The sequence below is a fragment of the Williamsia sp. D3 genome, from assembly GCF_000506245.1.
GTDB lineage: Bacteria > Actinomycetota > Actinomycetes > Mycobacteriales > Mycobacteriaceae > Williamsia > Williamsia muralis.
Map to the genome: position 1 here is coordinate 283,933 of NZ_AYTE01000031.1, position 26,397 is coordinate 310,329.

Annotated in this window: 24 protein-coding genes and 1 pseudogene; 8 read left to right on the plus strand and 17 right to left on the minus strand. The window is 62.9% G+C overall.

Annotated features, from left to right (window positions below):
* Position 1: 1 nt before the first annotated feature.
* Together W823_RS49425 and W823_RS57430 are read left to right on the plus strand one after the other, a co-directional pair.
* Positions 2-763, plus strand: coding sequence for an ABC transporter permease (locus W823_RS49425; RefSeq protein ID WP_023960774.1), 762 nt, complete (start codon positions 2-4; stop codon positions 761-763).
* A 15-nt stretch (positions 764-778) separates the two neighbouring features.
* Positions 779-1,663, plus strand: coding sequence for a MerR family transcriptional regulator (locus W823_RS57430; protein ID WP_023960776.1), 885 nt, complete (start codon positions 779-781; stop codon positions 1,661-1,663).
* Here the strand turns inward: W823_RS57430 and W823_RS49430 are convergent.
* The gene (locus W823_RS49430) at positions 1,549-2,382 is read right to left on the minus strand and encodes an enoyl-CoA hydratase-related protein (RefSeq protein WP_031332896.1); all 834 of its coding nucleotides are present in this window, start codon (positions 2,380-2,382) and stop codon (positions 1,549-1,551) included. The genes W823_RS57430 and W823_RS49430 overlap by 115 nt on opposite strands.
* A 44-nt stretch (positions 2,383-2,426) precedes the next feature.
* Positions 2,427-3,356: a PDR/VanB family oxidoreductase gene (locus W823_RS49435; RefSeq protein WP_031332897.1), complete on the minus strand. Its 930-nt coding sequence runs from the start codon at positions 3,354-3,356 to the stop codon at positions 2,427-2,429.
* A 115-nt stretch (positions 3,357-3,471) separates the two neighbouring features.
* Between W823_RS49435 and W823_RS49440 the strand changes: the two genes are divergently transcribed.
* The 3 genes from W823_RS49440 (at position 3,472) to W823_RS49450 (ending at position 5,947) form a co-directional block, all read left to right on the plus strand.
* Positions 3,472-4,251, plus strand: coding sequence for an SDR family NAD(P)-dependent oxidoreductase (locus W823_RS49440; protein WP_023960782.1), 780 nt, complete (start codon positions 3,472-3,474; stop codon positions 4,249-4,251).
* A 40-nt stretch (positions 4,252-4,291) separates the two neighbouring features.
* A complete protein-coding gene (locus W823_RS49445; RefSeq protein WP_023960784.1) occupies positions 4,292-5,155 on the plus strand; it encodes an alpha/beta fold hydrolase in 864 nt (287 codons plus the stop codon).
* A gap of 147 nt (positions 5,156-5,302) precedes the next feature.
* Positions 5,303-5,947 (plus strand): TetR family transcriptional regulator, encoded by a 645-nt coding sequence (locus tag W823_RS49450; RefSeq protein WP_023960786.1) that lies wholly within the window; start codon positions 5,303-5,305, stop codon positions 5,945-5,947.
* Between the two features lie 72 nt (positions 5,948-6,019).
* On the opposite strand, the gene W823_RS49455 is transcribed toward W823_RS49450, so the two are convergent.
* From W823_RS49455 to W823_RS0130120, 7 genes and pseudogenes are all read right to left on the minus strand, one after another.
* Entirely contained in the window at positions 6,020-7,519 is a 1,500-nt protein-coding gene (locus tag W823_RS49455; RefSeq protein WP_023960788.1) for an aldehyde dehydrogenase, read from the minus strand.
* Positions 7,520-7,532: 13 nt separating this feature from the next.
* Positions 7,533-7,652, minus strand: a pseudogene (locus W823_RS57840) (SDR family oxidoreductase); the annotation flags it as partial.
* Between the two features lie 193 nt (positions 7,653-7,845).
* Positions 7,846-10,272, minus strand: a complete 2,427-nt coding sequence (locus W823_RS49460; RefSeq protein ID WP_023960792.1) for a CaiB/BaiF CoA-transferase family protein — start codon at positions 10,270-10,272, stop codon at positions 7,846-7,848.
* 1 nt (position 10,273) lies between these two features.
* The gene (locus W823_RS49465) at positions 10,274-11,725 is read right to left on the minus strand and encodes an aldehyde dehydrogenase (RefSeq protein ID WP_023960794.1); all 1,452 of its coding nucleotides are present in this window, start codon (positions 11,723-11,725) and stop codon (positions 10,274-10,276) included.
* 54 nt (positions 11,726-11,779) lie between these two features.
* Entirely contained in the window at positions 11,780-12,922 is a 1,143-nt protein-coding gene (locus W823_RS49470; protein ID WP_051406622.1) for a transporter, read from the minus strand.
* Positions 12,923-12,959: 37 nt separating this feature from the next.
* Positions 12,960-13,391: a Zn-ribbon domain-containing OB-fold protein gene (locus W823_RS0130115; protein WP_031332899.1), complete on the minus strand. Its 432-nt coding sequence runs from the start codon at positions 13,389-13,391 to the stop codon at positions 12,960-12,962.
* On the minus strand, positions 13,384-13,707 hold the full coding sequence (locus W823_RS0130120; protein WP_031332900.1) for a hypothetical protein: 324 nt from the start codon (positions 13,705-13,707) through the stop codon (positions 13,384-13,386). The genes W823_RS0130115 and W823_RS0130120 overlap by 8 nt, the downstream gene beginning before the upstream one ends.
* A 144-nt stretch (positions 13,708-13,851) precedes the next feature.
* Here W823_RS0130120 and W823_RS49475 point away from each other — a divergent pair, with 144 nt between their 5' ends.
* Entirely contained in the window at positions 13,852-14,655 is an 804-nt protein-coding gene (locus W823_RS49475) for a crotonase/enoyl-CoA hydratase family protein (protein ID WP_031332902.1), read from the plus strand.
* Positions 14,656-14,672: 17 nt separating this feature from the next.
* Here W823_RS49475 and W823_RS49480 read toward each other — a convergent pair whose 3' ends face one another.
* The 8 genes from W823_RS49480 to W823_RS49515 form a co-directional block, all read right to left on the minus strand.
* Positions 14,673-15,278: a TetR/AcrR family transcriptional regulator gene (locus tag W823_RS49480; RefSeq protein ID WP_023960798.1), complete on the minus strand. Its 606-nt coding sequence runs from the start codon at positions 15,276-15,278 to the stop codon at positions 14,673-14,675.
* A 200-nt stretch (positions 15,279-15,478) separates the two neighbouring features.
* Positions 15,479-16,996, minus strand: coding sequence for a class I adenylate-forming enzyme family protein (locus tag W823_RS49485; RefSeq protein WP_023960799.1), 1,518 nt, complete (start codon positions 16,994-16,996; stop codon positions 15,479-15,481).
* Positions 16,997-17,178: 182 nt separating this feature from the next.
* Positions 17,179-18,342, minus strand: a complete 1,164-nt coding sequence (locus tag W823_RS49490; RefSeq protein WP_023960801.1) for an acyl-CoA dehydrogenase family protein — start codon at positions 18,340-18,342, stop codon at positions 17,179-17,181.
* Positions 18,343-18,409: 67 nt separating this feature from the next.
* Complete coding sequence (locus W823_RS49495) at positions 18,410-19,357, minus strand: acetyltransferase (RefSeq protein ID WP_023960803.1); 948 nt, start codon at positions 19,355-19,357, stop codon at positions 18,410-18,412.
* Between the two features lie 31 nt (positions 19,358-19,388).
* Positions 19,389-20,567 carry an aromatic ring-hydroxylating dioxygenase subunit alpha gene (locus tag W823_RS49500; protein ID WP_023960805.1) on the minus strand — a complete coding sequence of 393 codons (1,179 nt, stop codon included), beginning with the start codon at positions 20,565-20,567 and terminating at the stop codon, positions 19,389-19,391.
* A 110-nt stretch (positions 20,568-20,677) separates the two neighbouring features.
* Positions 20,678-21,907 carry a cytochrome P450 gene (locus tag W823_RS49505; protein WP_023960807.1) on the minus strand — a complete coding sequence of 410 codons (1,230 nt, stop codon included), beginning with the start codon at positions 21,905-21,907 and terminating at the stop codon, positions 20,678-20,680.
* 19 nt (positions 21,908-21,926) lie between these two features.
* Positions 21,927-22,157, minus strand: a complete 231-nt coding sequence (locus W823_RS49510; RefSeq protein ID WP_023960809.1) for a ferredoxin — start codon at positions 22,155-22,157, stop codon at positions 21,927-21,929.
* Positions 22,158-22,164: 7 nt separating this feature from the next.
* Complete coding sequence (locus tag W823_RS49515; protein WP_023960811.1) at positions 22,165-23,034, minus strand: SDR family NAD(P)-dependent oxidoreductase; 870 nt, start codon at positions 23,032-23,034, stop codon at positions 22,165-22,167.
* Positions 23,035-23,502: 468 nt separating this feature from the next.
* Here W823_RS49515 and W823_RS49520 point away from each other — a divergent pair, with 468 nt between their 5' ends.
* Positions 23,503-24,981 (plus strand): acetyl-CoA acetyltransferase, encoded by a 1,479-nt coding sequence (locus W823_RS49520; protein WP_023960814.1) that lies wholly within the window; start codon positions 23,503-23,505, stop codon positions 24,979-24,981.
* A 166-nt stretch (positions 24,982-25,147) separates the two neighbouring features.
* Entirely contained in the window at positions 25,148-26,338 is a 1,191-nt protein-coding gene (locus W823_RS49525; RefSeq protein WP_023960816.1) for an ABC transporter substrate-binding protein, read from the plus strand.
* Positions 26,339-26,397 lie beyond the last annotated feature (59 nt).

The following is a 26,397-nucleotide window of genomic DNA, read 5'->3' on the forward strand; positions in this document are numbered from 1 at the left end:
CATGGCCATTCGATCTCTAGGGGACACCGCTGTCCTCACCGGACGCACGTTGCGTCACGTCACACGCAGTGTGGACACCATCATCACCACCGCGCTCATGCCGATTGCCATGATGCTCATGTTTGTCTACGTGTTCGGAGGTGCAATCGACACCGGCGCAGTCGAATACATCGACTACATGCTGCCCGGAATTCTGCTCATCACGATCGCCTCTGGCACCTCCTACACTGCATTCCGACTCTTTCAGGACGTGCAGGGCGGAATCTTCGAGCGTTTCCGTTCGATGCCGATCGGGCGATCAGGGGTGCTGTGGGCACACGTGCTGACCTCACTGGTCTCCAACATCATCTCGTTGGTGATCGTCGTTGTGGTGGCTCTGCTCATGGGATTTCGTTCCGCCGCGGGGATGCTGGCCTGGCTCGGAGTTGTCGCGATCCTGCTGTTCTTCACGCTTGCGCTGACCTGGATCGCGGTGATTCCCGGGCTTACCGCGTCATCGGTGGAAGGGGCGAGCGTGTTCGCCTACCCGCTCATCTTCCTGCCCTTCGTCAGCTCAGCATTCGTTCCCACCGAGACCATGCCCGGCCCGGTGCGATGGTTTGCGGAGAATCAGCCTGCGACGTCGATCGTCAACGCGATCCGAGAACTTCTGACCGGTCAGGCTGCGGCCTCGGACACATGGATCGCGGTGGCGTGGTGTGCCGGTATCTTCGTCATCGCATACGGTTTCGCCGCAATCACCTACCGGCGGAAGATTGGCTGAGGCAGTCTGAGACCCATGCTCACCATCAGTCAATTGGCCACCTACGCGGGTGTGACTGTGCGGGCCATCCGGCACTATCACAAGATCGGGCTGCTGGCCGAGCCCGCGCGCGACCACTCCGGGTATCGAAGCTATGACGCAGCGGCGGTTGTCAGGCTGATCCGAATCCGAACTCTGGCCGACGCAGGTGTGCCACTTGCCCGGGTGGAAGAGTTACTCGACGCAGAGCCCGACGAGTTCGCCGAGGGACTTGGCGAGATCGATATAGAGCTACGCGCCGAGATCCGCCGACTACAGGACACTCGTAAACGGCTGGCCCGACTCGCCGCAGGGGATCACTTGGCCCTCCCGCAGAGCGTGGTCGATTATCTGGATCGGCTGCGCGGTCTCGACGTCGAGGAACGCTACATCGAGATGGAACGCGACGCGTGGATCATGATCGCAGCCCAAGTACCAGACCAGATCGACGAGGTAATCGTGTCGAAGCACAGGCAGCTGGACGATCCGGATACCTTGCGGCTCTACAGCCTGCTGAGCAATGCGTTCGACTGGCCTGTCGATGATCCGCGAGTCGATGAGGCGGCCGAGATCATAGAGCGCCAGATGATCGCGGCTGTGCAGGCAGGCGAGATCGACGTCGACGGGCTCGACGACCCCTTCATCAATCTGTTGGACGCCACCACTTTTGATGCTGCGCCGGTCATGAAAGCCATTTTCGCGAATCTCGAGAAACGAGGATGGAAAGGGTGGACGCGCATCGAACGTATTCCAGCGCACGGTGCGCCTCAACCAAAAACGTTCGGCAACCCTCCCGACACCGCCTGCGGAAAGTCAGGTACCCGCTTCTCGAGGAACGCTGCGACACCCTCGCGAACATCGGCTGACGTTCCCCTCACGTAAATTGCCTCGGACTCTGCGCGATGCGCCACTTCTGGGCTGTCGGCACCGAGCATTCGCCACAACAGCTGCCGGGTCATCGCCACCGACACCGGGGACGTACCAGAAACGAGGTCGGATGCCACCGCGATCGCCCGCTCGAGAACATCCTCGGCCGGCACCACCTCACGCACCAGACCCCGCTCGAGAGCCTCGGCAGCCGACACCATCTTGCCGCCCATCGTCCATTCCAGCGCCGTCGAGATCCCGACAATCCGCGGAAGGAACCACGTAGAGCATGCCTCCGGCACCAGCCCCCGGCGGGTGAAAACGAATCCGAACTTCGCGGTCTCCGAGGCGATCCTGATATCGGCAGGCAGACTCATCGTCACACCGGCACCTGCTGCCGGGCCGTTGACCGCAGCCACGACGGGCTTGTTCGACCGGTACAGACGCAAGGCCACTTCGCCACCCGAGTCCGCGGGAGCACCTCCGGTTTCCGGGTCGTCGTCGAGAACAAAGGTGTCGCCGCCGGCCGCCAGGTCGGCTCCCGCACAAAACGCCCGCCCCTTACCGGTCAGGACGATGGCCCGGATCGAATCATCGGCGTCACATTCGTCGAACACCTCGATGATGCGCGTGCGCATGTCAAAGGTGAAGGCATTGAGTCGATCTGGGCGGTTGAGCCACACGACCGCCACCACGCCCCGCCGTTCCAGTTCGACAGCGTTCTCGGTACTCATCTCGTCGGTCACAACGCTCTTTCTCTCAGTATTCGTATTTACGGCTACAGGTCGATGACCAATGTGGGATCGAGGCTGCGCGAGACACAGATCATCATCGCGTCACCGGCATCCTGTTCGTCTTTGTCCAACACCGAATCCCGGTGGTCGGGCCTACCCCGGAGAACAGCGACTTCGCAGGTTCCACAGGTGCCCTCGCGACAGGAGAAGTCAGCCTCGACGCCGGCGTCCAGCACCGCATCCAGGATGGTCTCATCAGCTCCGACGGTGATGGTCATCCCCGATCTGCTCAACTCGACCTCGAACGCGCCGTTCACGACCTCGGAAGACTGCGCCTTGGGCGAGAAACGTTCAACATGCAACGCTACGTCAGAGCGGGCGGCGCACGCCGTCTCGATCGCCTGCAGCAGGGGTTCGGGACCACAGCAGTAGACCGCCGTGCCCGGTTGCGCTTGCTCGAGTTCGGACACCAGGTTCAGCAACCCGAATTCATCTTGCGGCCACAGCTGCACCCGGTCGCCATACTGCTCGGCCAGTTCGCCCGCAAACGCCATGCTGCCGCGGGCCCGTCCGCCGTACAGCAGTTTCCACGGCACGCCGGAGGACTCGACCTCGCGCATCATCGGAATGATCGGGGTGATTCCGATCCCTCCTGCGACGAACAAGTACGACTCGGCCTTCACCAGTTCGAAATGGTTGCGAGGTCCCTTGACCTCGATGAGGTCACCGACCTCGACCTTGTCGTGTACGCGGATCGAACCTCCGCGACCATTGGCCTCGCGTAGGACGGCGACGGTGAGCGACGACGCGTCCGACTGGTCTCCACACAGGGAGTACTGGCGCACCAGGTCGTCGTCGAGCAGCAGGTCGATATGCGACCCGGGTGTCCAGCCCGGCGCCTGCGCGCCCTGTGCGTCGGCGAGCTGAATGGTCACCACCCCGTCGGCCACTTCGCGCTTGCCGATGACTTTCATCGGACGCATGGTGTTCACTTCGTCGACCACCGGCTCACCCCACTTTCCCTGCGTCTGGTATTAAAACTTATGCCATTAGTTTAATGGTAGCGCAGTCGATGGGAAGGTCGCCACAGTGCACAATTCAGGCAGCAGTTCGATTCTCGACCTCTTCCGGCTCGACGGATCGGTCGCTGTGATCACCGGGGCCGGCAGCGGACTCGGTGCGGGATTCGCTCGCGCCCTCGCAGATGCCGGCGCCGATATCGTGGTCGCGGCCCGGCGCAAAGATCTCCTCGAAGAAGTAGCAAAATCGGTTGCCGAACGGGGACGCCGGTGCCTGATTGTCCCGACCGACGTCACCGACCCGGCTCAGTGTGACGCCCTCGCCGCTGCGGCGATATCCGAATTCGGCCGGGTAGACATCCTGATCAACAACGCCGGTGTCACGCACGCCGCCCCGGCTACTAGAGAAGACCCCGACGACTACCGAAATGTGATGGAAGTCAACCTTTTCGGAGCGTATTGGATGGCGCAGTCGTGTGCCAGGGTGATGAAACCAGGATCGAGCATCGTGAACATCTCGAGCATGCTCGGTCTGGTCAAGTCAGTGTTGCCGCAGGCCGCGTACGCGTCGAGCAAGGCGGGATTGATCGGATTGACCCGCGATCTGTCGCACCAGTGGGCGCAGCGCAAGGGCATCCGTGTCAATGCCATCGCCCCCGGCTTTGTCGACACTGACATGATCGCGGAGATGGACTCTGACACGCTCGCAGAGTTCCTTCGGGGATGTTCGTTGGGTCGAACCGCCACCCAGCAGGAGATCGATGCGGCTGTGGTCTTCCTCGCGGGTCGCGGCGCCGGTTACATCACCGGTTCGACCCTCGCCGTCGACGGCGGCACCTCGGGACACTGACTGCGAGCACACCAAGGCATGGCACGAGAGGAACCAGGACATGCAGACGACAGACAGCCAAATACAACTACCCGGGGACGGCATCGACCTCGCCGCCGACAGGTGGGAACCGGCCGGAGCCAGCCGCGGCGACGTCTTGCTGCTCCATGGTGGCGGCCAGACGCGGCACTCTTGGCAGAACACCGGCATTCGACTGGCCCAGCACGGCTGGACTGCGTATTCGATAGATGCTCGCGGTCACGGTGGCAGCGGATGGTCGGATGACGGCGACTACAGCAGCTCCGCACATGCCCGTGACATACGTTCGGTCGCACGAGCCCTCGGCAGCAGCCCTGTTCTCGTCGGGGCCTCCATGGGAGGTCTGGCAGCACTCACCGCCCAGGCGGACTATCAGCTCGGCCGGGCGCTGGTTCTCGTCGACATCACGCCGAAGGCGGAGACGGCGGGACTCGAGCGTATTCGACAATTCATGGAATCCGGCCTCGACGGCTTCGACACCCTCGCCGACGCCGTCGATGCCGTTGCCGCCTACAACCCTTCCCGCACTCGGCCTCCGCGTGAAGAAGGGCTGCAAAAGAACCTCCGTCGGCGTGGTGGCCGTTGGTACTGGCACTGGGACCCCCGGCTGCTCGAACACAAGGACAACGGACCGGACCTGGCTGCCGCGCGTGAGCTTCGAGCTCGCCGCGCAGCAGAATCGATCACGGTGCCCACGCTGTTGATCCGCGGCGCCCAATCCGACGTGGTCAGTGACGACGGTGCTCAAGACCTGCTCAAGAGCATCCCCGGGGCGCGGCACATCGACGTCAGCGGCGCCGGCCACATGGTCAGCGGCGACGACAACGACGTACTGAGCCAAGGATTGGTGGAGTTCCTCGACAGCGACGTGCCGCCCACACGGTGAGAGCCCGCACCCACCCCACCTACCAGCTAAAGGTTTTGGCCACCATCCCTCGGCGACGTCCTGGCCGGATCTGGTGGTGGGAAGGACTAGTATTCCTAGGCATGCAATCTGCCCGCGTCACTTCCCCCTCGCGCGAGTCTGTCTGACATGCCTCGGCCATCAACACCGCTCATCAGCCGCGCTACCGTCGTGGAGGCCTCGCTGGAGATCATCGACGCTGACGGACTCGAGGCCCTGAGCCTGCCGCGCATCGCCAAGCAACTCGGTGTTCGCGCTCCTTCGCTCTACCATCACTTTTCGGACAAATCAGAGATCTTGTCCGCCGTTGCCCGACATATCGCCGGTGCCGACGTTGCGCGTCCCCGGCGGAAGCCGGGACCCAACTGGCCTGAGTATTTTGTTCAGCTCGGGTTGAATTTTCGACGCGCCATTCTGCGGCATCGCAACGCTGCGCCGCTGCTCCTGAACTATCTGCCCCGGGACGTTCTCACCGGGAGTTACGAGGAAGTGGCGCAGTTCTTGCTCGACTCCGGAGTTCCGATCGAACTGCACGTCCAAATCCTGGACGGCATGGAGACCATCGCCATCGGAGCGGTGATGATGGAAGCCGTACGCAAACAGAGCACGCGATCCACCATCTTCCCCAACGTGGACAAGCATTCTCAGCCGTTGTTGACCGAGGCGCTGGCAGCCAACGAGTACACGTCCAAGCAACTCTTCGAAGAGATGATCCGCAGTTTCCTGCACGGCATCATGCGCGATCACGATCTCGGTATCGCCGAACCCGCCTAGTCGGTCTCGAAATACCAAAGCGGCGGTACACACCGACAAGTGGTGTCTACCGCCGCTCGGCGATGCCAGGTTCTAACCGGACGTGGGCGCCGGCATGTGAACGGTCTTGATCTCGAAGAACTCCTCGAGACCTTCCACACCGCCTTCGCGACCGATACCGGACTGCTTGTAGCCGCCGAACGGCAACGTGAAGTCGATGATGGCCGCGTTCACGCTGATGGTGCCGGTCCGAACCTTCTGTGCCACCTCGAAACCGTGATCGAGGTCTTTGGTGTAGACCGCGCCGGAGAGTCCGTAAATGGAATCATTTGCGATGGCGATGGCGTCGTCTTCGTCGTCATACGTGATGACCGAGATGACGGGCCCGAACACTTCTTCCTGAGCCACTTTCATGTCGTTGCGGACGCCGTCGATCAGAGTCGGCTCGATGAAGAAGCCCTGTTCGATGCCGGCCGGGCGTCCTCCGCCGAGAACCACCGTCGCGCCATCTGCCTTGGCCGACGCGATGTAGCTCTCCACCCGGTCGCGCTGCCGCTCCATCGCAAGTGGACCGAGGAAGTTCGTCTGCTCCCAAGGATTGCCCATCGGGATGGCGCCGTAGGCCGCTTTCAACGCTTCCACAACTTCGTCATGACGCTTGTGCGACACCAGCACCCGCGTGAGAGCAATACATGCCTGCCCGCTCTGCATGCAGCCGCCCATCGGAAGGGATTGCAGCACATCGTTGATATCGGCGTCATCGAGGATGATCGCTGCCGATTTGCCGCCGAGCTCCAGCGAGACCTTGGCGACCCGGTCTGCTGCCAACGCCATGATCCGGCGGCCGGCCAAGGTACTGCCCGTGAACGTGATGTGGTCGACCTCCGGGTTGGTGACCAATGACTCCGACACCTCGCGATCAGCGCACAGGACACTGACCACACCGCGCGGGATCAGCCCCTCGGCCGTGAGTTCACCGATGATGTCGGCGAAGACCGAGGTGGACAGTGGCGCCTCGGGCGCGGTTTTGAGGATTACAGAGCATCCTGCGGCCAGAGCTGGAGCGACCTTGAAGGCCACCGTGCCGATCGGGCCGTTCCAGGGAATGATCGCTGCGACCACTCCGGTGGGCTCCTTGAGGATGCGAGAGACTCCCCCATCGCCGCGGGTTCGATCCTCCCGCGTCTGGAAGCTTCTCGCCTCGGCAGCCACTGCCCGGAACAGGCCACCGACCATCTGCTGGGTCATGGTGCTGACCACGACGGGGATGCCGACCTCGACCACCCCGATCGGGACGAGTTCGTCCGCGCGCGCCTCGAGGCGGTCGGCGATCGCGTCGATGACGTCGGCCCGCTCGGCCATGGACTTCGAGGACCACTCGCCCGAATCAAACGATTCGCGAGCAGCTTTCACGGCAAGGGCGACGTCTTCCACTGTGGCACTGCGAATCTTGGCAGCGTTCTGTTCGGTCCATGGATCGACCAGCTCGATCCAATCGTCTCCGGTGGAGTTCACCCACTCGCCGCCGATGAACACCTGTTCGCGATCGGCGATTCCCGGTACGGAGTCGGCGGCGGTTTCGGTGATGGTCATGTTGCTCCTTCGATCAGCGGTTGTTGTAGCCGGCGTCGACGGGAAGGGTCACGCCGGTGACGTAGCGGGCCTCGTCGGAGGCCAGTAAGACGATCGCGTTGCTGATGCCGACGGCTTCGATGAGTTCGACCGGCCGCACCGGTGATGAAGGCGACCTTGCCCTCGAGTCGTGTCATTGACAATCCTCTTTCGTTGGCCCCGTCGCCTTCTGTCATCGTAAACCTACTGCCTATTGGTTTATGGCCGTTTTCTCGGACGAACTCGAGAAATCGCAGATTTTGTTCTCCCCTGCGTCCCTTGCCTCCCGCACGCGACAACCGGGCGGGCTACGGCCTTCTCGTCGTCACTGAAGCGTCCAACGGAACTGCGACCTGCAGCACTCCGCTCGCGATGAGTTTTTCTATGTCATCGTCGTCGAGGCCGAGTACTTCGGCACAGATCTGCCTGCTCTGCTGACCGGCAAGCGGCGCCTGGCGCAGCGGTGGGTCGGGTATGTGCCGAAACCTCGCCACCCGAGTCGCGGCAGGCAGTTCCGCGGGCAGTAGTTCGTGGGCCAACCGGCGGTAGGCGTCCCGTGCCGTCAGCTGTGGATCCTCGAGCAAGTCGGGTAGGCGGTGCATCATTCCTGCGGGAACTCCTGCTGCCTGCATCCGAGCCGTCACGTCTGCGGGCGAACGCATTGAGATCCATTGTCCGAGTGCTTGATCAATCCGGTACCGGTCCTTCACCCGCCCGGAGGCGGATTCAAGGGCGGTGTCCGAAGCCAGATCCGATCGACCGATGACCTCGCACAAACGGGGCCATTGCGAGTTCTCGACCACTGAAACAACACACCACTCGTCGTCCCCGGCACAGGCGTATACACCTGCCGGAGCAGCGTGGGGATTGCTGTTCCCCGGCACGGTCACCGTCCCCGGCGACAGCGCCTCGGTCACCAATTGCACGCCCAGTTGCATCAGGGCGGTGTCTGCCTGAGCGACCTCGATCGCTCGGCCCCGACCCGAGGTGACTCGCTCGATCAACGTTGCCAACACTGCGACCGCGGAAACCTGCGCGGCGATGTGATCGGGGTAGACAGTCGAGCCGTCACAGAGTGATTCGGCGTCGTCAGGGTAACGCCACAGCGCAGAGACCCCGCACGAGGCCCGTACCAGCGGCCCGTATCCCAGCCGGGGGCGCCACGGGCCCGAACTCCCGAAGGCGCTGCCCTCGGCAACGATGATGCGAGGATTGATCGCTGACAGATCTTCGTACGACAGACCCATCGCGTCCAGCGTTCCCGGCTTGAAATTGGCCAGCACCACATCTGCCTGCGCGGCAAGCCTTTTGAACAGAGCCAGACCATCCTCGGTGCGCAGGTCCAGTCCGATGCTGCGCTTGTTCCGGTGACCCCAGGCCACCGAGGCCGCCAGTGCTGAGCCGCGTTTCGACTGTCGAAGCCCGTCGGGGTAGTTCGCGTTCTCCACCTTGATGACGTCCGCACCGTTGTCGGCGAACTGCCGACTGAGTTCAGCACCGAACACGATCACGCCGAGATCGAGGACCCGCAGTCCGGCCAACGGTGCCGCCGACCGACTCGTGGTCGCCGGTGGCTCGGCCCTCAGACCCTGCACCAGCGGGAGTGCACGGTTGTGTTCCCCCAGTGAGGGTGCCCGGCGGGCGAACCCGACCCGGAGCCCGTCGATCGACACGTAGCCCGACGGGATCGTGGCGCGTACATCGGGCGCGATCTCGGCGTCGACCAGCGACCCGGCCTGCGCGAAGTGTTCGGCGGTCAGCACTTCGGCAAGTGTGTGGACCCCTCCGACCGGAACTCCCCTGCGCGCCCCTTCGGCGACCAGCTCGGCCTGCGTGTGGTCGGCGAACAACGCGGCGATGAGCGGACCGAGTCGGTCCGCCGCGGCGAATCTGGCCGGGATGGTGTCGTATTTCGGGTCGGCGAATGCTGCGGGCTCCCCCAGCCATTCGAACATCCCGCGCCATTGCCGCTTTGCGAGCAGACAGATGCGCACGTGCCCGTCGGCGCAGGGGAAGACCGGGTAGAAATTCGCGGCGTCGGGGCGGCCGCGGGGATAGTCTTCGGAGCGACCCGCTGCTGCCGACCCTTGTGTACCGAATCCCGGATCGAAGCCGTGGACGGCGACCTCGTATGCCGCGATGTCCACCACGTCACCGACGCCGGTCTCCAGCCGTCTGAAGTAGGCCAACAACGCCGACCACGCGGCATGAACTCCGACGGCCCCCTCGATGAGCCCGGCGGGCGGTAGCAAGGGCTCCCCACCTGGCGCGCCGGACCGCGACAGCACACCACTGAGTGCGTACAACGTCGACTCGGTGGCGATCCAATCGCGGTAGGGCCCCGTCTGACCGAACCCGGTGATCGACACGTACACCAGAGCGGGGTTCACAGTGGCGAGGTGGTCCGGTCCCAGGCCCAGGTCGGTCATGGTGCCGGGCCGAGCTGATTCGAGCAGGATGTCGGTGTCGATGATCAGATCCCGGAGCTGATCACGATCAGCAGCTGCCGACAGATCAAGTGTGATTCCGAGCTTTCCCGCGTTACGAAGCGCGAAAGGGATGCTCACACCGTCGATCATCGGCGGCGCCTGTCGCGAACTCGAGCCGTTCGGTGATTCCACCCGGATCACCTCGGCGCCGAGATCGGCGAGGTACCGGCCACAGGATTCACCGAGTCCCTCGACGAGATCGAGGACTCTGATTCCCGACAGCGGACGAGCCGCAGTGTTGCCCATGTCAGCGTTCCTTGAAGTACACCGACTTGGCTCGGGAGTACGGGGCCAGGCCTTCGGGCCCCAGCTCCCTTCCCAGGCCGGAAGCCTTGACACCGCCGAAGGGCGCGGCCAGCTCGAGGGCGTAGTGATTGACACCCACCGTGCCCGTCTCGATACGGGCGGCCAGCTCGTAACCGTGCGCCTCATCTGACGTCCAGATCGTGCCGCCGAGACCGTATTCGGAATCGTTGGCGATCGCCACCGCATCGTCCTCGGTGTCGTATGGGGTGATGGTCAGCACCGGGCCAAAAATCTCTTCCTGGGCGATGATCGCGGAATTGTCCACGTTCACGAATACTGTCGGCTCCACGAACCAGCCCTGAGGCTGGTCGGTGGGCACACCGCCGCCCACCGAGATCTGGTAGCCGGCAGCGCGCCCAGCCTCGACGTATCCCAGGACACGTTCGCGTTGTGTCGCGCTGACCAGAGGTCCGACATCGGTGGTGCGATCGAGTGGGTCGCCCACCCGCAGTCCGCGAACGGTCTCGGTGACCGCCTCGACGACATCGTCGTATCTGCTTCGAGGCGCCAGTATTCGCGTACTCGCGTGACAGGTCTGGCCGTTGTTCACCAGCGATACCTCCGCCAACCCGGCCGAGAATTCTGCCAGGTCCGCATCTTCGGCGACGATGGCGGCGGATTTCCCGCCCAGTTCGAGTGTGACCGGTCGCAGCAGCCGACCACAGGTCTCACCGATGGCCCGGCCCGCTGCCGTCGATCCCGTGAACGCGACTTTGTCGACGCCCGGATGCGCGACCAGGTGCGCGCCGTCGTCGCGCCCGGCAGGAACGATGTTCAGCACACCCGGCGGCAGGCCGGCCTCGTCCGCGGCATCAGCGAAGATGTATGCGTCCAAGGATGTTTCGGGCGCCGGCTTGAGTACAACGGTGCACCCGGCGGCCAATGCCGGGGCAATCTTCATCATCGCCAGTGGCTGGGGGTAGTTCCATGGGGTGATCGCTGCCACCACACCAACAGGTTCTCGCCGGACCACTGTCCGCCCACCGAAAAGCCCGGCCCGGGTCTCTGAGGCGTCGGTCCCGCGGATCAACCCTGCGTAGTAGCCGAGCATCGCTGCGGGGCTGTAACCGTTGACGCCGATCGACAGTGAGATCGGCATACCGTTCTCCCGACTGACCAGAGACGCCGTTGTCTTCGCCCGCGACTTCAGTGCCCCGGCGAACCTGTCGAGCACGTCCGCGCGGTCAGCGTTGCTCAATGCCGCCCACGGGCCCTGGAGCGCCGACCGGGCGGCAGCGACCGCCGCGTCGATATCTGCTGCGCCGCCCAATGCCACCGAGCCGAGCACCTTCTCGGTGGCTGCCTCGACGACGTCGCTGTGTGATCCCTGAATCGGACGCACCCAGCGGCCTCCGATGAACAGGTGGTTGCGGTCGAAACTGTTGCTGATCAATGGGTTTTCCGTTTCCGATACACGAGGTGGATGGCGATACTTCGGCGATACCTGTCAGAGCACGTCGCGGTGCGCGAACAGCGTCGAGGACACCAGCGGTGCCATTGGTCCCCCGATGAAGAGCGAGGTCTGGGCACCGGCCACCTGATTGGTAGACGTTCCACGGATCTGCCGCACCGCCTCGACCGCCAGGCCCATCCCGTTCACGAACGAATCGGCGATGTTGCCCCCACTGGTGTTCACCGGCAGCTTGCCGATGCCTGCTGTGAGGTTGTCGACGGTCATCACGTCCCCTGCCGCAGGCCCGCCGGGAACCAGCCCGTGGTCGATCAAAGCGGCCACGGCGGGTCCGCTGAAGTTCTCATAGACCTGGACCACATCGACGTCCTCCGGCCCCAATCGCGCGCTCTGCCAGAGCCTGTCGGCGACTCCCGGACGACCGCCCGCGCCGGCGAAACCTGCCGAGACATACTGATCGTCGTTGTCGATGATGGATGAATAACCACCGGGCGCACCCTGGGCGCCGGCGAGTAGATACGCCGCGTCCGGACGGATCGATTCGGCGCGCTCGGCCGACACCACCAACAGAGCAACTGCGCCGTCACTTTCTCGCGAGCAATCGAACAGGTGGAAGGGTTCGGCGATCAGCCGGGAGGACTCATATGTCTCCGCATCGAGCGGCGTTCCATAACCCTGCGCGGTCGGGTTCTGCTGCGCGTGCCGATAGGCCGCCAACACCAAGGCGCGCAGGGCTTCCCGCGGTACACCATCATGCTCGAGCAGACGCTGGGTGCGCAGGGCGCAGATCTGTGCCGGTGATCCGACACCGTGCGCCAGATAGTGCGACCCGTAGAAGTACTTGGCGTACCCGAGTCGGCCGGTGTCGGCCTGAGACATGGCCCGGTAGACAACCACACAGTCCGCCTGACCGGTCGCGATCGCCAACGAAGCGTTGTTCAAGGCAGCGGCGACACCACCACCGCCGCCGCCCCACATCATGTTCGACCACTTCACGTCATCGACCATCAGCGCGCCGCCCAGCATTGCGCCGTCCTGCCCTCCTCCGGCGTAGGACACGAATCCGTCCACCTCGCGGGGCGAGATCCCGGCGTCGGCACACGCGTCGACGATGGCCTCGAGCGTCATCCGAAACTCACCGTGCGGCGATTGTCCACGCTTGTAGTGTTTTTCGGACATTCCGACCACCGCCGCGCGCCGCGGAGTTCCACCGCACTCATACTGCTGTCCTCACATCGGCCCGACGCCAGCGCAACAGCGGCCACGTAGAACCTTCGTCGTGTTCGAATTCACCGGCCACGGTGTCGCCGATGCTGATGTTCTGCGTCTCGTCGCCGAGCAGGATTCCCAGCACGCGACGGTTCCCGGCACCCGGCAGTTCGACGAGCACCGTGATGTAGGGCGTCCGATCGGCCAATTCGGTGATGAACGGATACCAGCTGCGACTCCAGCTGTAGACCCTGCCCACCGGTTCGACCTCTTCCCACAGCGGATCGAATGCATGGCAGGACCCGCACATCCATTGCGGACCCCAGATCCACTCGGCGCACACCCCGCATCGCTGCAGCAGGAGCTTGCCCTCCAGCAGGCCATCCCAATAGGGCTGATCGAGACCGTCTGCCGACGGGCCCCAAGGTTCCTCAGTCATTGCCAGCGACCCCGGGCACCGCGAAATTGCCCAAGGACGCGGCCTTCCAGGCACCGTCACGGAGCTCCCAGGTCGAGCGCAACCCGATGGCGCCTTCGTCGGCCGTCACGTAGACTGCTTCACCGATCCGGAGGTCACCCTCGGCACGAGCGTCTTTGATCTCATATGAGAGCACTTTCCCGCGGGGCACTTGGACACCTTCGAAGACGGCAGGGATGTTCGCCTGCACCATGTCCGCCAAGGCAGCTTTCATGTCACCCGCGGCAACACTCTCGACATGCTTCACGTAGAGATCCCTGAACTCTGGCACGCTCACCTATTCACTCCTTCGCACCCGCACCGCGGATCGATCGCCTGTGAGTTAACCTTATGCCTATAGATAAATTGGGTCAACGCCCTGGTTCCGTCCACGCGATCTGGGTATGGTGCGGGCACACCGACATCCGCGAGAGGAGTGCTGATGAGCACCGAGTCGAACGAGGCCGTACGAGTCGAGTCACGAGGTCACGTCCGGATCATCACGATCAACCGTCCGCAGACGCGTAATGCAATCAATCGGGAGGTCACCGACCTTCTCGGACAGGCGCTGCACGACGCCGACGGTGACGAAGACATTCGCGCCATTGTTCTCACCGGCGCCGGGACGGCCGCATTCTGCGCAGGCGCCGACCTCAAGGCACTCGCGGCCGGCGAGCGTATCGATGCGACCGATCGGGAAGCCAGACGATGGGGTTTCGCCGGCGTCGTGGAGCATCCGATCAGTACGCCGATCATCGCTGCGGTCAACGGATTCGCGCTCGGCGGAGGTACGGAGCTGGTCCTCGCGGCCGATCTCGCAATCGCGGTCGACACCGCGAAGTTCGGACTGCCGGAGGTCAAACGCGGAATCTACGCGGCCGCCGGCGGCGCATTTCGACTTGCCAAGCAGTTACCCCCGAAACTCGCGATGGAGTACGTGCTGACCGGGGAATCGATGAATGCCGCACGCGCGTATGAACTCGGCTTGATAAACCGGGTGGTGGCGGCGGAGGAACTGCTCCCGGCAGCGATAGAGCTCGCCGAGCAGATCGCGGCGAATGCCCCGGTAGCCGTTCAGGCGACAAAGCGGCTCGCGCGCGGGATCATCGACGGCGACATCCCGGACGAGCGGGCCGCCTGGGACGCGAACAAGGTCGAGGCTCGAGCGGTGTTCAGCAGCGCCGACGCCGCCGAGGGGCCCCGCGCCTTTGCCGAGAAGCGGGATCCGGTGTGGTCAGGCCGGTGAGTCCGGCTCGACGGAACTCACGGCCGAAGTGAAGGGAGCACAAACGTCCTGATGAGTTTGCGGTGCCCAGGATCATCGGCATTGCTGAAGTCGAGCCTACCGACCAAGATGAACTGCAGCAGAGCAAACCACTCGTTGATCTCGTCGATGCTCACGTCTGTCCGGATCTCGCCCCGCTGTTGACCTTCGAGCAAGATGGGCTCCCACATCTCCCGCGTGAGCTTGGCAGCGAGATCCGAGCTTCCCACCAGAGCTGTGGCCAGTTCCATCCGCTCCGGGCTGACCAGGATCCGAACGATCGGATCGCGACGACCGTTGTCGATGAGGAAGATCAGACCTTCCACGATTACGTCGTCGAATGTCGGCTGGCTCTGCACGAATTCGCGGGCACGAGCGAACAGCAGTCGCGAGCGCATCTCGATCAACGCCGAGATGAGTGAATCGCGATCCTTGAAGTAGCGGTACACCGTCGGTCTCGACACACCCGACTCCCGGGCGATGTCGTCCATGGTGGTCTTGTTGATTCCGTAACGGAGAAACACCGACTGAGCCGCCATCAGTATCTGCGACCGGGCCTCATCGATGTCCGCAGACAGAACGATCCCGGTTTTGCGGCGAGCCATGTCGCTCCTTGCCCTCGACGCGGCTTTCGCACCGCTCCAATACAACTGTCAGAATTCGTCCATCATCTCATGATGGCTTGACCAGTGGCCCACAGCCAGTGCCGATGACCTGATCAACGTCAAACATGCGCAAACGGCGAGACCCGACAGGTCTCGCCGTTCGAACGATCTCCACCGGCCGTCACCGCGACCGGATCAGATCACCTGATCTTGTCGAAACGAGTGTTCACGTCGCTGTACTCCTTGCGAATCGCCAGTTTTGCGAGCTTTCCACTCGGCAGCCGCGGCAGCGGGGTATCTCGGATCACGACGTAACGCGGCACCTTGTAGTCCGAGACCAGCGTGTTGCAGTGTTCGATGATCGCCGCCTCGTCCACACCACCGGAGACGCTGACGATTGCTGCCGGCGTCTCACCGAAACGTTCGTCCGGTGCTGCGATCACCGCAACCTCTTCGACTCCATCGATCTGTGAGATCACCCGCTCGAGTTCGACGGGAGAGATGTTGATGCCTCCGGAGATGATGAGATCCTTGAGCCTGTCCACGAATTGCACCCGGCCTTCGGAGTCCCGGGTTCCGAGGTCCCCGCTGTGCAACCAGCCGTCCCGAATGGCCGCCGCCGTGGTCTCCTCATCCTGCCAATAGCCTGGCGTCACGAGCGGGCCACGGACGACGATCTCGCCCTCCTCCCCCGCATCAGCGAACGTCCCATCAGATCGCATGACCGTGACCTCGGTGAAAATGTTCCCCGTGCCGCATCGATCCGGGTAATCCATGGCCTCGTCACGCAAGGTGGCAGTGGCGACGCCGCCGGCTTCTGTCATCCCGTAGATCTGCCGCAGGAGTACACCCTTGTCGGCCCATCGCTTCAGCAGCGGCGTGGGGACGGCGGCTCCACCGACGATTGCCGTCAGCAGCGAGCTCAGGTCCGCATCAGCGAACTCCGGCGCGCGCGAGATCGCCTCGAAGATCAGCGGCACACCGAAAATCGCTTTGACCGAATGCTTTTCGATGAGCTGCACTGCTCGTGCCGGATTGAGCTCTCGCTCGACCACCAGGGTTCCACCGAGAACGGTGGTGATGAGCAATCCATAGACCAAGCCCGGGGTGAACGCCAAAGGCAGCACGAGGAGCGTGGTGGTCTGCGGCCGGAATCCCGGATCGGTCAGCGTGTTCTCCAGCACGATGTTCAGCAACGTGCGGTTGGTCAGGATGACGCCTTTCGACACACCCGTCGACCCGCTCGTGAACAGGATGGTCGTCGGTTCGTCCTCGGGGAGGTCCACCCGGAAGTCGTCGTCGGCACCCGCGCGCAGCACCGCGAGGTCACCGAACCCGACGATGTCGTACGGTTCGCCCAGCGAACTGGCAGCCGACGCCTCGGTACGCAAGTCCTCCGCAGCAACCACTTTGGTGATCCCTGCGTCGTCTGCGACCTTGCGCAACTCTGCCGGCTTGAGTCGACTGTTCAGTGGCACCAGCACCGCACCGGCCTTGAGAATGCCCAGCGCCATCGCAGGCCACTCAAGCGAATTGGCCCCCAGCAGGCCGACCCGATCACCGGGTGTGACGCCTTCATCAACCAACCTGCGTGCAATCCGGCTGGTCCAGCCCGCGAGTTCGCGGTACGTCACCGACTCGTCGTCGACGATGATCGCGCTCCGGTCGCTTTCTGCCCGCGACCACCAGTGCAGAGCCGATCCTATTGTGGCGGCCATGTGTTCTCCTCGAGGTTGTGCATCGGCAACGTGACGCAGAGTGCGTAATCGAATTCGGCCGATACGGATCGGGTGTCCGGGTACGGAAAGCGCCCGAATTTAACTACAGTCAATAGTTTACGAAGTGGCGTAGATCACTGTCAAGGCTCGATCCGAGCCGTCGCAGCTGAAGTTCTGCCAGGTCAAGAAGCGGCGGGCGCGGCAAACAGATCACGTTGGATGATCTCCTTCATGATCTCGTTTGTGCCGCCGTAGATGCGCTGGATCCGGGCATCAACAAATGCCCTGGCGACGGGATACTCCTTCATGTAGCCGTATCCACCGTGTAATTGGACGCCGGCGTCTACCACATCCCACTGCAGCTCGGTGGCAGCGAGCTTTGCTTTTGCCGCGTCGACAACACTCAGCTCACCTCGATTGTGCTGCCGCACGGCGCGATCGAGAAATGCTCGCGACAGATCGATACGGGTCGAGAGGTCCGCGAGCACGAACCCAGTGTTCTGGAACTCCGAGATCTTCTTGCCGAAGGCGGTCCTCTCGGTGACGTAGTCAACCGTCCACCGTAAGACCGCCTCGGCCGACATCTGGGCCGCCAGCCCGATTCCCAAGCGCTCGAGGGGGAGGCTGTCCATCAGGTGCCCGAACCCACCGCCGATGTCGCCGAGCACGTTGCACTCGGGCACCCGGACGTCCTCGAAAACCAGCTCCGCTGTGTCCTGAGCAGCCAGCCCCACTTTGTCGAGCTGCCGGCCGCGGTGAAATCCGGCCATCCCGTCCTCGACCACCAGCAAGGTGAAGCCCCGCGACCCTGCGCTGGGATCCGTGCGGGCCACAACGATGACCAGATCTGCAAGAATTCCGCTGGTGATGAAGGTTTTCGAGCCGTTGAGAACCCAATCGCCCCCGTGCTTGACCGCGGAGGTGGTGATTCCACGCAGGTCGCTGCCGGTACCGGGCTCGCTCATGGCGATCGCACCGATGGATTCCCCAGAAGCGAAGCCTGGCAACCAACGTGCTCGCTGCTCGTCGTCGGCCAGGCGCAACAGATAGTTGAGCACGATGTCGTCATTGGTCGAGAACCCCGACTGGAGCGAAGCCGCGCCCACACGCGCGAGCTCCTCGATCACGACAACCCGGAACCGATAGTCCTGCTCATCGGCTCCGCCGAATTGTTCGGGAATCGACAATCCCAGAAGCCCTAACTTGCCCGCCGCACGCCATGTGTCGCGATCGATCAGTCGTTGTTCGTCCCACCGTGCAAGATTGGGTACCACCTCGCGCTCGACGAACCCACGCACCGTGTCGCGGTACGCTTCGTGATCGGCTTCGAACAGGTCGGACTGCATGATTCTCCTTGCGATACAGCTGAAATGAGTTGTGTGTGGTCAAGGCAGGGCACGGCTGTGTTCGAGCTCAGAGGCCGAATCGGACGTCGGTACGATCGTGCTGGAACCGGGTCAGCCGACACGCGTTGACCAGCTCGGCGTTGTCCGAGTCGACATACGCGATGACGCCTTCGAGTCCGGCATTCGCGGCCTCGATGAACGCTGATGTCAGCAGGGCCCTGGTCAGGGCTGGTTCGTCGTTCGCCGGATCACGCGAAACATACTCCACCACAGCACATCTACCGAATTCCATCGAGATGACGGGCTTTTTGTTTAATGTGACTGCGCCGACGACCGACCCGCCGCCGTCCACGGCGACCAGAACGGTCTTGTTGTCGTGGTCCAGATCGCTCAACAGGCCCGGGCATGGCATCGCTGCCCCCTCCGCGCGTTCGACGAACGTTGCCAGAGCCCTGACTTGTTCCGGGCTCGTCCCCGCTGGACTCACCCGTGAGAGAGGCAGATTGTCGTCGAATGGTTCATCGACCAGCCGAATCAACTTCCACATCCGTTTGGTTCGCGGAATGAAGTGCCGGTCCGAGAGTCGGCCGGCGGCAGGGTGATTGCCCTGGGCCCAGGCTCGCAGCGACCGGGCACCACTTCCCAGCCAGCCACCTTCCGCTCCGACGTCGAGACCAGCCCGCTCCACGAAGAGCGTGACCACCCCCAGGGACCGGAGCTCGGGTGCCACCACGAGTTGGACGTCACCCACGCCGTGGCGATCGATGACCATACGCAGCACGCCGGCGAGGCATTCGGGATCTTCGTCCTCACCCGCACGCGTTTGGCGCGCGAGCATGCGAATCAACAGCAGCTTCTTGTTGGCATCCGGTTGCTTGATGTCATTTTCCACATCGGCGAAGTCGATCCCTGAGAACTCGGCCTCCGAATCATAAGCAACGGCGGACTCGAGGAGGTTCCGCACTTCCGTCAGTTCGGAGTCGCCGAGCTCGGTATGCCACTGATATGTGATCATCTCCGCGCACCTTCGGATTTCGGAGCGTCCATCACCTGGCTGCAGTACCGTCGGCGATCAGCTTCTTGACCTCGCGCCGGAAGACCTGATTGGCCACCTCGTTTCGGCCCAGCATCATCTTGCCGGCATTGGCGCTGCCCATTCCGATCTGGGACTGACGCAACAGTGGAAAATCCTCTTGGTGCAGTACCGCCAGCAGGATGTCCCAGTTCTTGTTCCATCGCTTGTTCCAGTGTTCTTCGGTGAATCCACTCACCTCGACCTTGGGCACCATCAGCCTCTGCTCCATCACCGACCGACCCGGATCTGTCGGGTGAGGTCGGAATGTCAACAGCTGGAAGTGATCCGGCTGCCGAAGTAGCGTGCTGTTGGGCAGCAGAAAATGCGTTTCCGTGACGTACTTGTCGAGCAACTCGTCGCCGGGGTCCTCTTCGAGCCAGCGGTCGATCGTCTTGCGAGGTGCTATGAATCGGCAGTGCCTGCCGAAGTCTTCGAAAGCCATCACGTTCGTGTGGATGATCTTTCCGGCGGTGTTGGGGTGGGCGTACTGGATGTGGTAACCGTCCAGGAACGCGTCCTGCATGATCTTCCAGTTGACGGGTTCGTCGAAACCTGCCGATCGGAACGAGACGAGCTCCGCGAGTTCGTAGCCCGCCAAGATTTCGTCCATCTCCGGACCGAGCCAGGACGCCACGTTGATCTGGGCGTCGGCGTTGTCCACGATCCACACGAAGCCGTGACGCTCCTCGGTGGGCAGCTCGACCAGCCCGTGCTCGGAGCGATCGACTTCACCAAACGTCGAATCCCGTGTGATCGCCCGGAGTGAACCGTCGGGGTCGTACGACCACCGGTGGTAGGCGCACGAGAAGATTCTGCAACGCCCCTTCTCCTGCTCCTCGAGCAGCGCACCCCGGTGGCGACACAGATTGACGAAAGTGCGTACGCTGCCGTCCTTCTGCCGGACCACCAGGATGTTGTTGCGCGGCATCTGCAGCGTCATGAAGTCGCCGGCCTTCACCAATTCCGACGAATGGGCGACGATGGACGGAACCCGCCCGAAAACCTGGTCGCGCTCCTGCTTGGCAAGCTGGGGATCGGTGAACTCTTCGGGCGCAAAGTCGACGATGTCGTCGAATTTGTCGGTCGTCTCGTTGCGCAACAGCTCCAGGGCCCGACGTATGCGGTCCTGGCGCGGTAGTGAAGTGGTCATGTGATCCTCCCGATCGCAGGGTGCAGCGAGTGCAGCAGCACGCGCCGGCTGGGCTGACGATTTAAATCTACAGCCTTTAGTTTAAGCGGACAAGTCTCCGGGCGGTCCGGTCAGGAACCCGGTGTGAACGTGATCGGCAGACGGATACACCCGCGAACCTGGCTCGCATGCAGGATCGGTGGATCACCGTCGACAAGCCGATAGTCGGGAATCCTGCGATGCAGTTCCTCGAGTGCGAGTTTGAGTTCGATCCGAGCCAGATGCGACCCGATGCACCGATGCGGCCCACCCCCGAATGACAGATGTCGGTTGGGGTGACGCTGGATGTCGAGCTCAGCGGGACTGTCGAACTCCTCTGCGTCGCGGTTGGCACCGCAGAGCATCAGGATCACCTGGTCGCCCTCAGCAATGTTCACGCCACCGAGCGTCGTGTCTTTTGTCGCACGCCGGCCCGGGATGACCGCGGCCTCTATCCGGAGGATCTCTTCGACCGCCGAGGGGATCAACGACGAGTCAGCGATGATGTCCTGGCGCTGCTCGGGATTGTTGACGAGATGGATGATGCTCCACGCCAGCGAACCCTGGACGGTGTGCAGGCCACCGATGAGAAGCAGGAAGAACATGCGGGTCAGCTCGTCGTCCGTGAGCAACCGCGGACCGTCCTCGAGGTTCACCTCGGTGTGGACAAGCGTGGACGTGATGTCGTCACTGGGGTTGACCCGGCGCTCTGTCACCATCTTCTGGAAGTAGCCCAGCATCTCCATGCCCGCGAGTGCCCGTGCCTGGTTCGACTCCTCTTCGGTTCCACCCGGCTTCCCCATCAACATGACGTTGGTGGCTTCGGTGAAGACCTCGGCATCGTCGAGCGGCCAGTTCATGAGGGCGAGAAAGACCCGCGTCGGCAGTTCGTGGGCGAACTCGCCGATGAACTCGGCTTCACCCCTGGACTCGAACTTGTCGATGAGTTCATTGACCACGACGCGGATGCTCTCTTCGAGCTCTTTCATCCGGCCGGGACTGAACAGTGGCTGCATCGCCTGGCGGTATCCGGTGTGGTCAGGTGGGTCGATCTCAACCGGGATGAACTTGCCGAACGACTCATCGGTGACGAGGTTGTTGGGGTAGCTCGAGAACGTCTCCGGGTCGCGGAGTACCTCCTGGATCTCCCGGTACTGGGTCACGATCCAGTGTCCGCCGTGTGCGGTCGAATAGACTACCGGCCCTTTACTTGCCAGCTCGGCAACCTGGGCCTGCACGGTGTCGACAGGCTGAGCAATGGACTGATCGTAGATGTCGAAGTCGACGACCAGGTCGGCCGGAGCTTGTTCAACTGTTGTCATGGGTTCCTCGGTTGTTTGTTCAGGCGTGAGACGTGCGTCGAGGCACGAGATCAAGTGCCCGCTCGGGGCAGACCGCGACGGCATCGCGGGCGGAATCGATGGTGCCGGGACCGATGTTCGGGTCCAGGATCACCGGATAACCTTCGTCGTCGCAATCGACGAGTTCTGGCCTTGTGCCATAACACATCCCGTGACCGGCACAGGCCTTTCGATCGACCTCGAGTGTGAACGCCGATTCGTCGGCTGACATCGGCGTCCTAATTCTCCACCGGCTCCGGACGAAGATCTTCGTCGAACCACATTCCGACGCGGGCCAGGGTCCCACCATCGGTTGCGGGCAAGACCACACCCGACATGTAGGCGGAGTCGTCGGAGATCAGGAACAGAGCCGCTCTGGCATTGTCGAGCAATGACGGCGGGCGATTGAGTCGAAGGGAAATCGGCGATACCACGGGATCCCAGGGGCCGGAGACCTCTTCGTAGGACTGGCCGACGACCGGTTCGCCCGCTTTCATCAAGAAGTTCGGCGACATCCCGTGCGTGGGCGCGATCGCGTTGACCCGGATGCCGTACTTACCGAGGTCAAGACTGAGGCCACGCACCAGCGCGTTGACTCCGGCTTTGGTCGCCGAGTACATCGAGATGCTGTGGTAGGCAAGCAAAGACGCGGCTGACGATGTGGCCAGAATGGTTCCGCCGCCGTTGGCACGCAATGCGGGCACGGCGGCCTGTGCCGTGTAGATGACACCGCTGAGGTTCACGCCGCACACTGCATGCCAGTCGTCTTCGGTCAGGTCCTGGAACTCAACCTGCTCGCCTCCGGCGACCGAGGGAACTCCGCCACGCGAGACGATGCCGGCATTGGCCCAGGCCACGTCCAGTTTTCCGAAGTGCTCCACCGTCTTGTCGACAGCTGCGACGATCTGACTCTTCTGCGCCACGTCTGCAGTGATCGCAATGGCCTCGCCACCCTGCTGCTCCACCAGCTTGGCGGTGTGTTCGGCCCGTTCGGAGTCGATGTCTACAACGGCGATCTTCGCGCCTTCACCCGCAAAGAGTTGCGAAGCCTGACGGCCGAGGCCCGACCCCGCTCCGGTGATGAGTACAACCTTGTTTTCGAGCTTCATGTTGACATTCCTCTGTCGTTGGGACGGGCCCACGACGACGCGGGCCTCATCTTCGATATGCGCGGCGCCGAAGGGGCATGTGGTCGGCGCCGGGTGCTGCCCGCCGTAGTGGCCTAGATCACTTTTGGCTGACATCGCGAAACCTTACTCCCATAGGTTTGAGACGTCAATCGCGATTTGTCATCTGCTGCGGACGCACAAACGACCAGGCCAAGGGCGTATCGACGCAGATGTTGACGCCTTTCGCGCGTCGCATGCCACCGAGTCTAAGAACATTGAGACTAAACTCGTTATTTGTAACAGAGTCACAGCGCCACACGGCTCGAGAGGGCGATCGGGAGATACTCACGCTGCATTGGTGGCCGAGCGCACAATGCTCACAAGCCGAGAAGTAAACTCATGCCATTAGTTTTACAGCAGCCGAGCGACGGTGCTGCTCGACCCGCAACACAACCTCGGAGGTTGACGATGGCCATTGACCCGACCACGCCGGTGCTGATCGGCTACGGACAGGTGAATCAGCGCGATGACGCCTCACCCTTACTCGAACCGGTCGACCTGATCGCTGCAGCGGCACGCGCCGGCACCTCGGAGTCGGTGCTACAGGCGGTGGACTCGATCCGGCTCGTCCGAATGCTGTCGTGGCGCTACCGCGACCCTGGCCTGTTACTCGGCCAACGACTGGGGGCTGAACCCACAACCACCGAGTACATCGGCGACGGAGGCAACGGACCCCAGACCCTGCTCAATCGAGCATGCATGGACATCACAGCCGGAAAGTCGAACGTGGTTCTGATCGGCGGTGCCGAGACCTGGCGAACCAGGATGCGCCTGAAACGACAGGGACAGCGACCGGACTGGACACGGCAACCTGACGAGCTCCCCAAGGCGCAGAACACTGTGGGTTCGGTGCCGATGAACGGCCCCGCCGAAGATCAAAGCGGGCTTGATCGGCCCGCGCACGTCTATCCCTTGTTCGAACAGGCGATCAGACTCGCGTCGGGCCGCACCTCGGCCCAGCACTCCCATGCCATAGCCGAGCTCTGGTCGACCTTCAACGCGGTGGCTGTCGACAACCATCACGCCTGGGTTCGCACGCCCTTCACCGCAGAGGCGATCGCGACGCCGTCCCCCGACAATCGACTCATCTGCGACCCGTACACCAAGCTGATGAACTCGAACAACTCCGTCGAACAGGCGGCTGCGCTGATTCTCACATCGGTCGCCACAGCCCGATCACTCGGTGTGTCGCAGGACAACTGGATCTTTCCCGTCGCGGGCACCGATGCTCACGACACCTATGCGATCAGCGAACGCCATCGACTGGACAGGTCTCCTGCCATCAGAATCGGGGGTCGACGAGTCCTGGAGTTGGCCGGCGTCGGAATCGATGACGTCGACTTCGTCGACGTCTACTCCTGCTTCCCGTCGGCTGTGCAGATCGCAGCCGCGGAATTGGGCCTACCGATCGACGCACCCGACCGCCCGTTGACAGTGACCGGCGGGCTCAGCTTTGCCGGCGGGCCCTGGAACAACTACGTCTCGCACTCGATCGCGACGATGGCCGAACGTCTGAGGGAGAATCCTGGAAGCAGCGGCTTGGTGACCGCCAATGGCGGATACCTGACCAAACACGCCTTTGGCGTATACAGCAGCACGCCGCCCACCGATGGATTCCGTTGGGAGGACGTGCAATCGGACGTCAACCGGCATCCGACGGTGGTCGCCGACCACACATGGGTCGGCAACGCCACAATCGAATCGTGGACCGTCGCCTACGACCGGGACGGCGCGGCGAAAACTGGTCTGCTGGCGGTGCGAACACCTACGGGCGCGCGGACCCTCGCTGCGATTCACGACGCAGACCAGGTCCGGCACCTCCTCTCATCCGAACCGGCTGGGACGAGCGTCGAAATCAGCGAAGGCAGAACAGCGACTCTCAATTGAGGCACTCAGTGCCATACACCTACTGACATGAGTCAAAAACTGGCCTGTCAGAGAATTATTGATCAAAGACTATCCAAATTAAAACTAATGCCTGTAGGCTTCGCTCTCGTCACATGGTGACGTACACCACTCCGGACACATCGTCCGAAGATCAGGAGCGAAGAACATGCGTATCAGATCCGGAACCCTCGTCATCGCGGCCAGCGCCAGCTTGGTGCTGGCACTGGCCGCCTGCGGCGACGACAGCTCGAGCGACGACCCCACATCGTCCAATCAAACCTTCACCGGCGACCCGGTCACAGTGATGACCATCGCCCCTGTCGACACCGCCGCCATCAATCAGCCCGAGATCCACGACGCGGCCAAAGCTGCTGCGGCGTCGATAAACAACGCCGGCGGCCTGAACGGACACGAAGTCAAGGTCATCAACTGCAACGACGGCAACGACACGAACAAGGCCGCCGAGTGCGCACGCCAGGCCGTTTCGGAGAACGTGGCCGCGGTTCTGGGCGGTTTCACGACCAACGGGGCCACCATCAACCCGATTCTCGATGAGGCCGGTATCCCCTGGATCGGTGCCCCCGGCTTCTCGCCGAATGAACTGGCGGACAAGAACTCCTTCCCTCTGCTGTCCGGCGCCCCCACGTTCGCCGGCATTGCCGCCAAGGCAGCCAAGGACGGTTGTGCTTCCGTCGCGACCGTGCTGTACGACACCCCGACGACCGGCAAAGCTGTCGACCTGATCAACCTCGGACTCACCGCCGCCGGTAGCAAACCTGCGACGAACATCAAGGTCCCCACGACGACAACTGACTTCGGCAGTGTCGCCAAATCGGCCGGCGAATCCGATTGCGCCATCATCGGACTGCCCAACGATCAGACTGTCGCGGTCGCAAAAGCGGGTGAGAGTGTCGGGGTCGACACCCGCTACTACATCCTCTCGGGAGGATTGAACGACACAGTGCTTTCCCAGGCGGGCAAAGCATTCGAAGGTGCGGGGTCGGCGAGCAACTTCGTCGTCGCCAGTAACCCGGTCTGGGACGAAGCCAAGGCATCCACCGACGATGTGGATTGGACCGGTCCTTACAACCAGGACACGTGGGCCTCTTACAAGGTGTTCGCCGAAGTGATGGCGGCCCAGCCCGAGATCACAGCGGCAACGGTCACCGCAGCGATGAATGGCGCCAAGGACATCGACGCGGGCGGGCTCATGGCTCCGGTTGACTTCACCACCGAGTTTGCTGTTCCGGGACTGAACCGGGTCTTCAACCGAAACGTCGTCTACATAACGGCCGACGGCGGGGAGGTCGTCCAAGACGGCGGCTTCGAAGACCTGGGTCCCTTCTTCGGTCAGTAGCAGTCCCCGCGGTGCGGCCCCGCCTTCGAACACTGGTGGGGCCGCACCTGTTCTCCAGC

Bases quoted from the DNA above. Each gene is read 5' to 3' on its own strand.
- W823_RS49510 (WP_023960809.1), bottom strand. From the start codon at position 22,157: ATGTCAGCCGACGAATCGGCGTTCACACTCGAGGTCGATCGAAAGGCC.
- W823_RS49505 (WP_023960807.1), bottom strand. From the start codon at position 21,907: ATGACAACAGTTGAACAAGCTCCGGCCGACCTGGTCGTCGACTTCGAC.
- W823_RS49520 (WP_023960814.1), top strand. From the start codon at position 23,503: ATGGCCATTGACCCGACCACGCCGGTGCTGATCGGCTACGGACAGGTG.
- W823_RS49460 (WP_023960792.1), bottom strand. From the start codon at position 10,272: ATGGGCAACACTGCGGCTCGTCCGCTGTCGGGAATCAGAGTCCTCGAT.
- W823_RS57430 (WP_023960776.1), top strand. From the start codon at position 779: ATGCTCACCATCAGTCAATTGGCCACCTACGCGGGTGTGACTGTGCGG.
- W823_RS0130115 (WP_031332899.1), bottom strand. From the start codon at position 13,391: ATGACTGAGGAACCTTGGGGCCCGTCGGCAGACGGTCTCGATCAGCCC.
- W823_RS49455 (WP_023960788.1), bottom strand. From the start codon at position 7,519: ATGACCATCACCGAAACCGCCGCCGACTCCGTACCGGGAATCGCCGAT.
- W823_RS49425 (WP_023960774.1), top strand. From the start codon at position 2: ATGGCCATTCGATCTCTAGGGGACACCGCTGTCCTCACCGGACGCACG.
- W823_RS49450 (WP_023960786.1), top strand. From the start codon at position 5,303: ATGCCTCGGCCATCAACACCGCTCATCAGCCGCGCTACCGTCGTGGAG.
- W823_RS49470 (WP_051406622.1), bottom strand. From the start codon at position 12,922: ATGTCCGAAAAACACTACAAGCGTGGACAATCGCCGCACGGTGAGTTT.
- W823_RS49490 (WP_023960801.1), bottom strand. From the start codon at position 18,342: ATGCAGTCCGACCTGTTCGAAGCCGATCACGAAGCGTACCGCGACACG.
- W823_RS49445 (WP_023960784.1), top strand. From the start codon at position 4,292: ATGCAGACGACAGACAGCCAAATACAACTACCCGGGGACGGCATCGAC.
- W823_RS49435 (WP_031332897.1), bottom strand. From the start codon at position 3,356: ATGAAAGTCATCGGCAAGCGCGAAGTGGCCGACGGGGTGGTGACCATT.
- W823_RS49430 (WP_031332896.1), bottom strand. From the start codon at position 2,382: ATGAGTACCGAGAACGCTGTCGAACTGGAACGGCGGGGCGTGGTGGCG.
- W823_RS49525 (WP_023960816.1), top strand. From the start codon at position 25,148: ATGCGTATCAGATCCGGAACCCTCGTCATCGCGGCCAGCGCCAGCTTG.
- W823_RS49475 (WP_031332902.1), top strand. From the start codon at position 13,852: ATGAGCACCGAGTCGAACGAGGCCGTACGAGTCGAGTCACGAGGTCAC.
- W823_RS49515 (WP_023960811.1), bottom strand. From the start codon at position 23,034: ATGAAGCTCGAAAACAAGGTTGTACTCATCACCGGAGCGGGGTCGGGC.
- W823_RS49495 (WP_023960803.1), bottom strand. From the start codon at position 19,357: ATGATCACATATCAGTGGCATACCGAGCTCGGCGACTCCGAACTGACG.
- W823_RS49500 (WP_023960805.1), bottom strand. From the start codon at position 20,567: ATGACCACTTCACTACCGCGCCAGGACCGCATACGTCGGGCCCTGGAG.
- W823_RS49485 (WP_023960799.1), bottom strand. From the start codon at position 16,996: ATGGCCGCCACAATAGGATCGGCTCTGCACTGGTGGTCGCGGGCAGAA.
- W823_RS49480 (WP_023960798.1), bottom strand. From the start codon at position 15,278: ATGGCTCGCCGCAAAACCGGGATCGTTCTGTCTGCGGACATCGATGAG.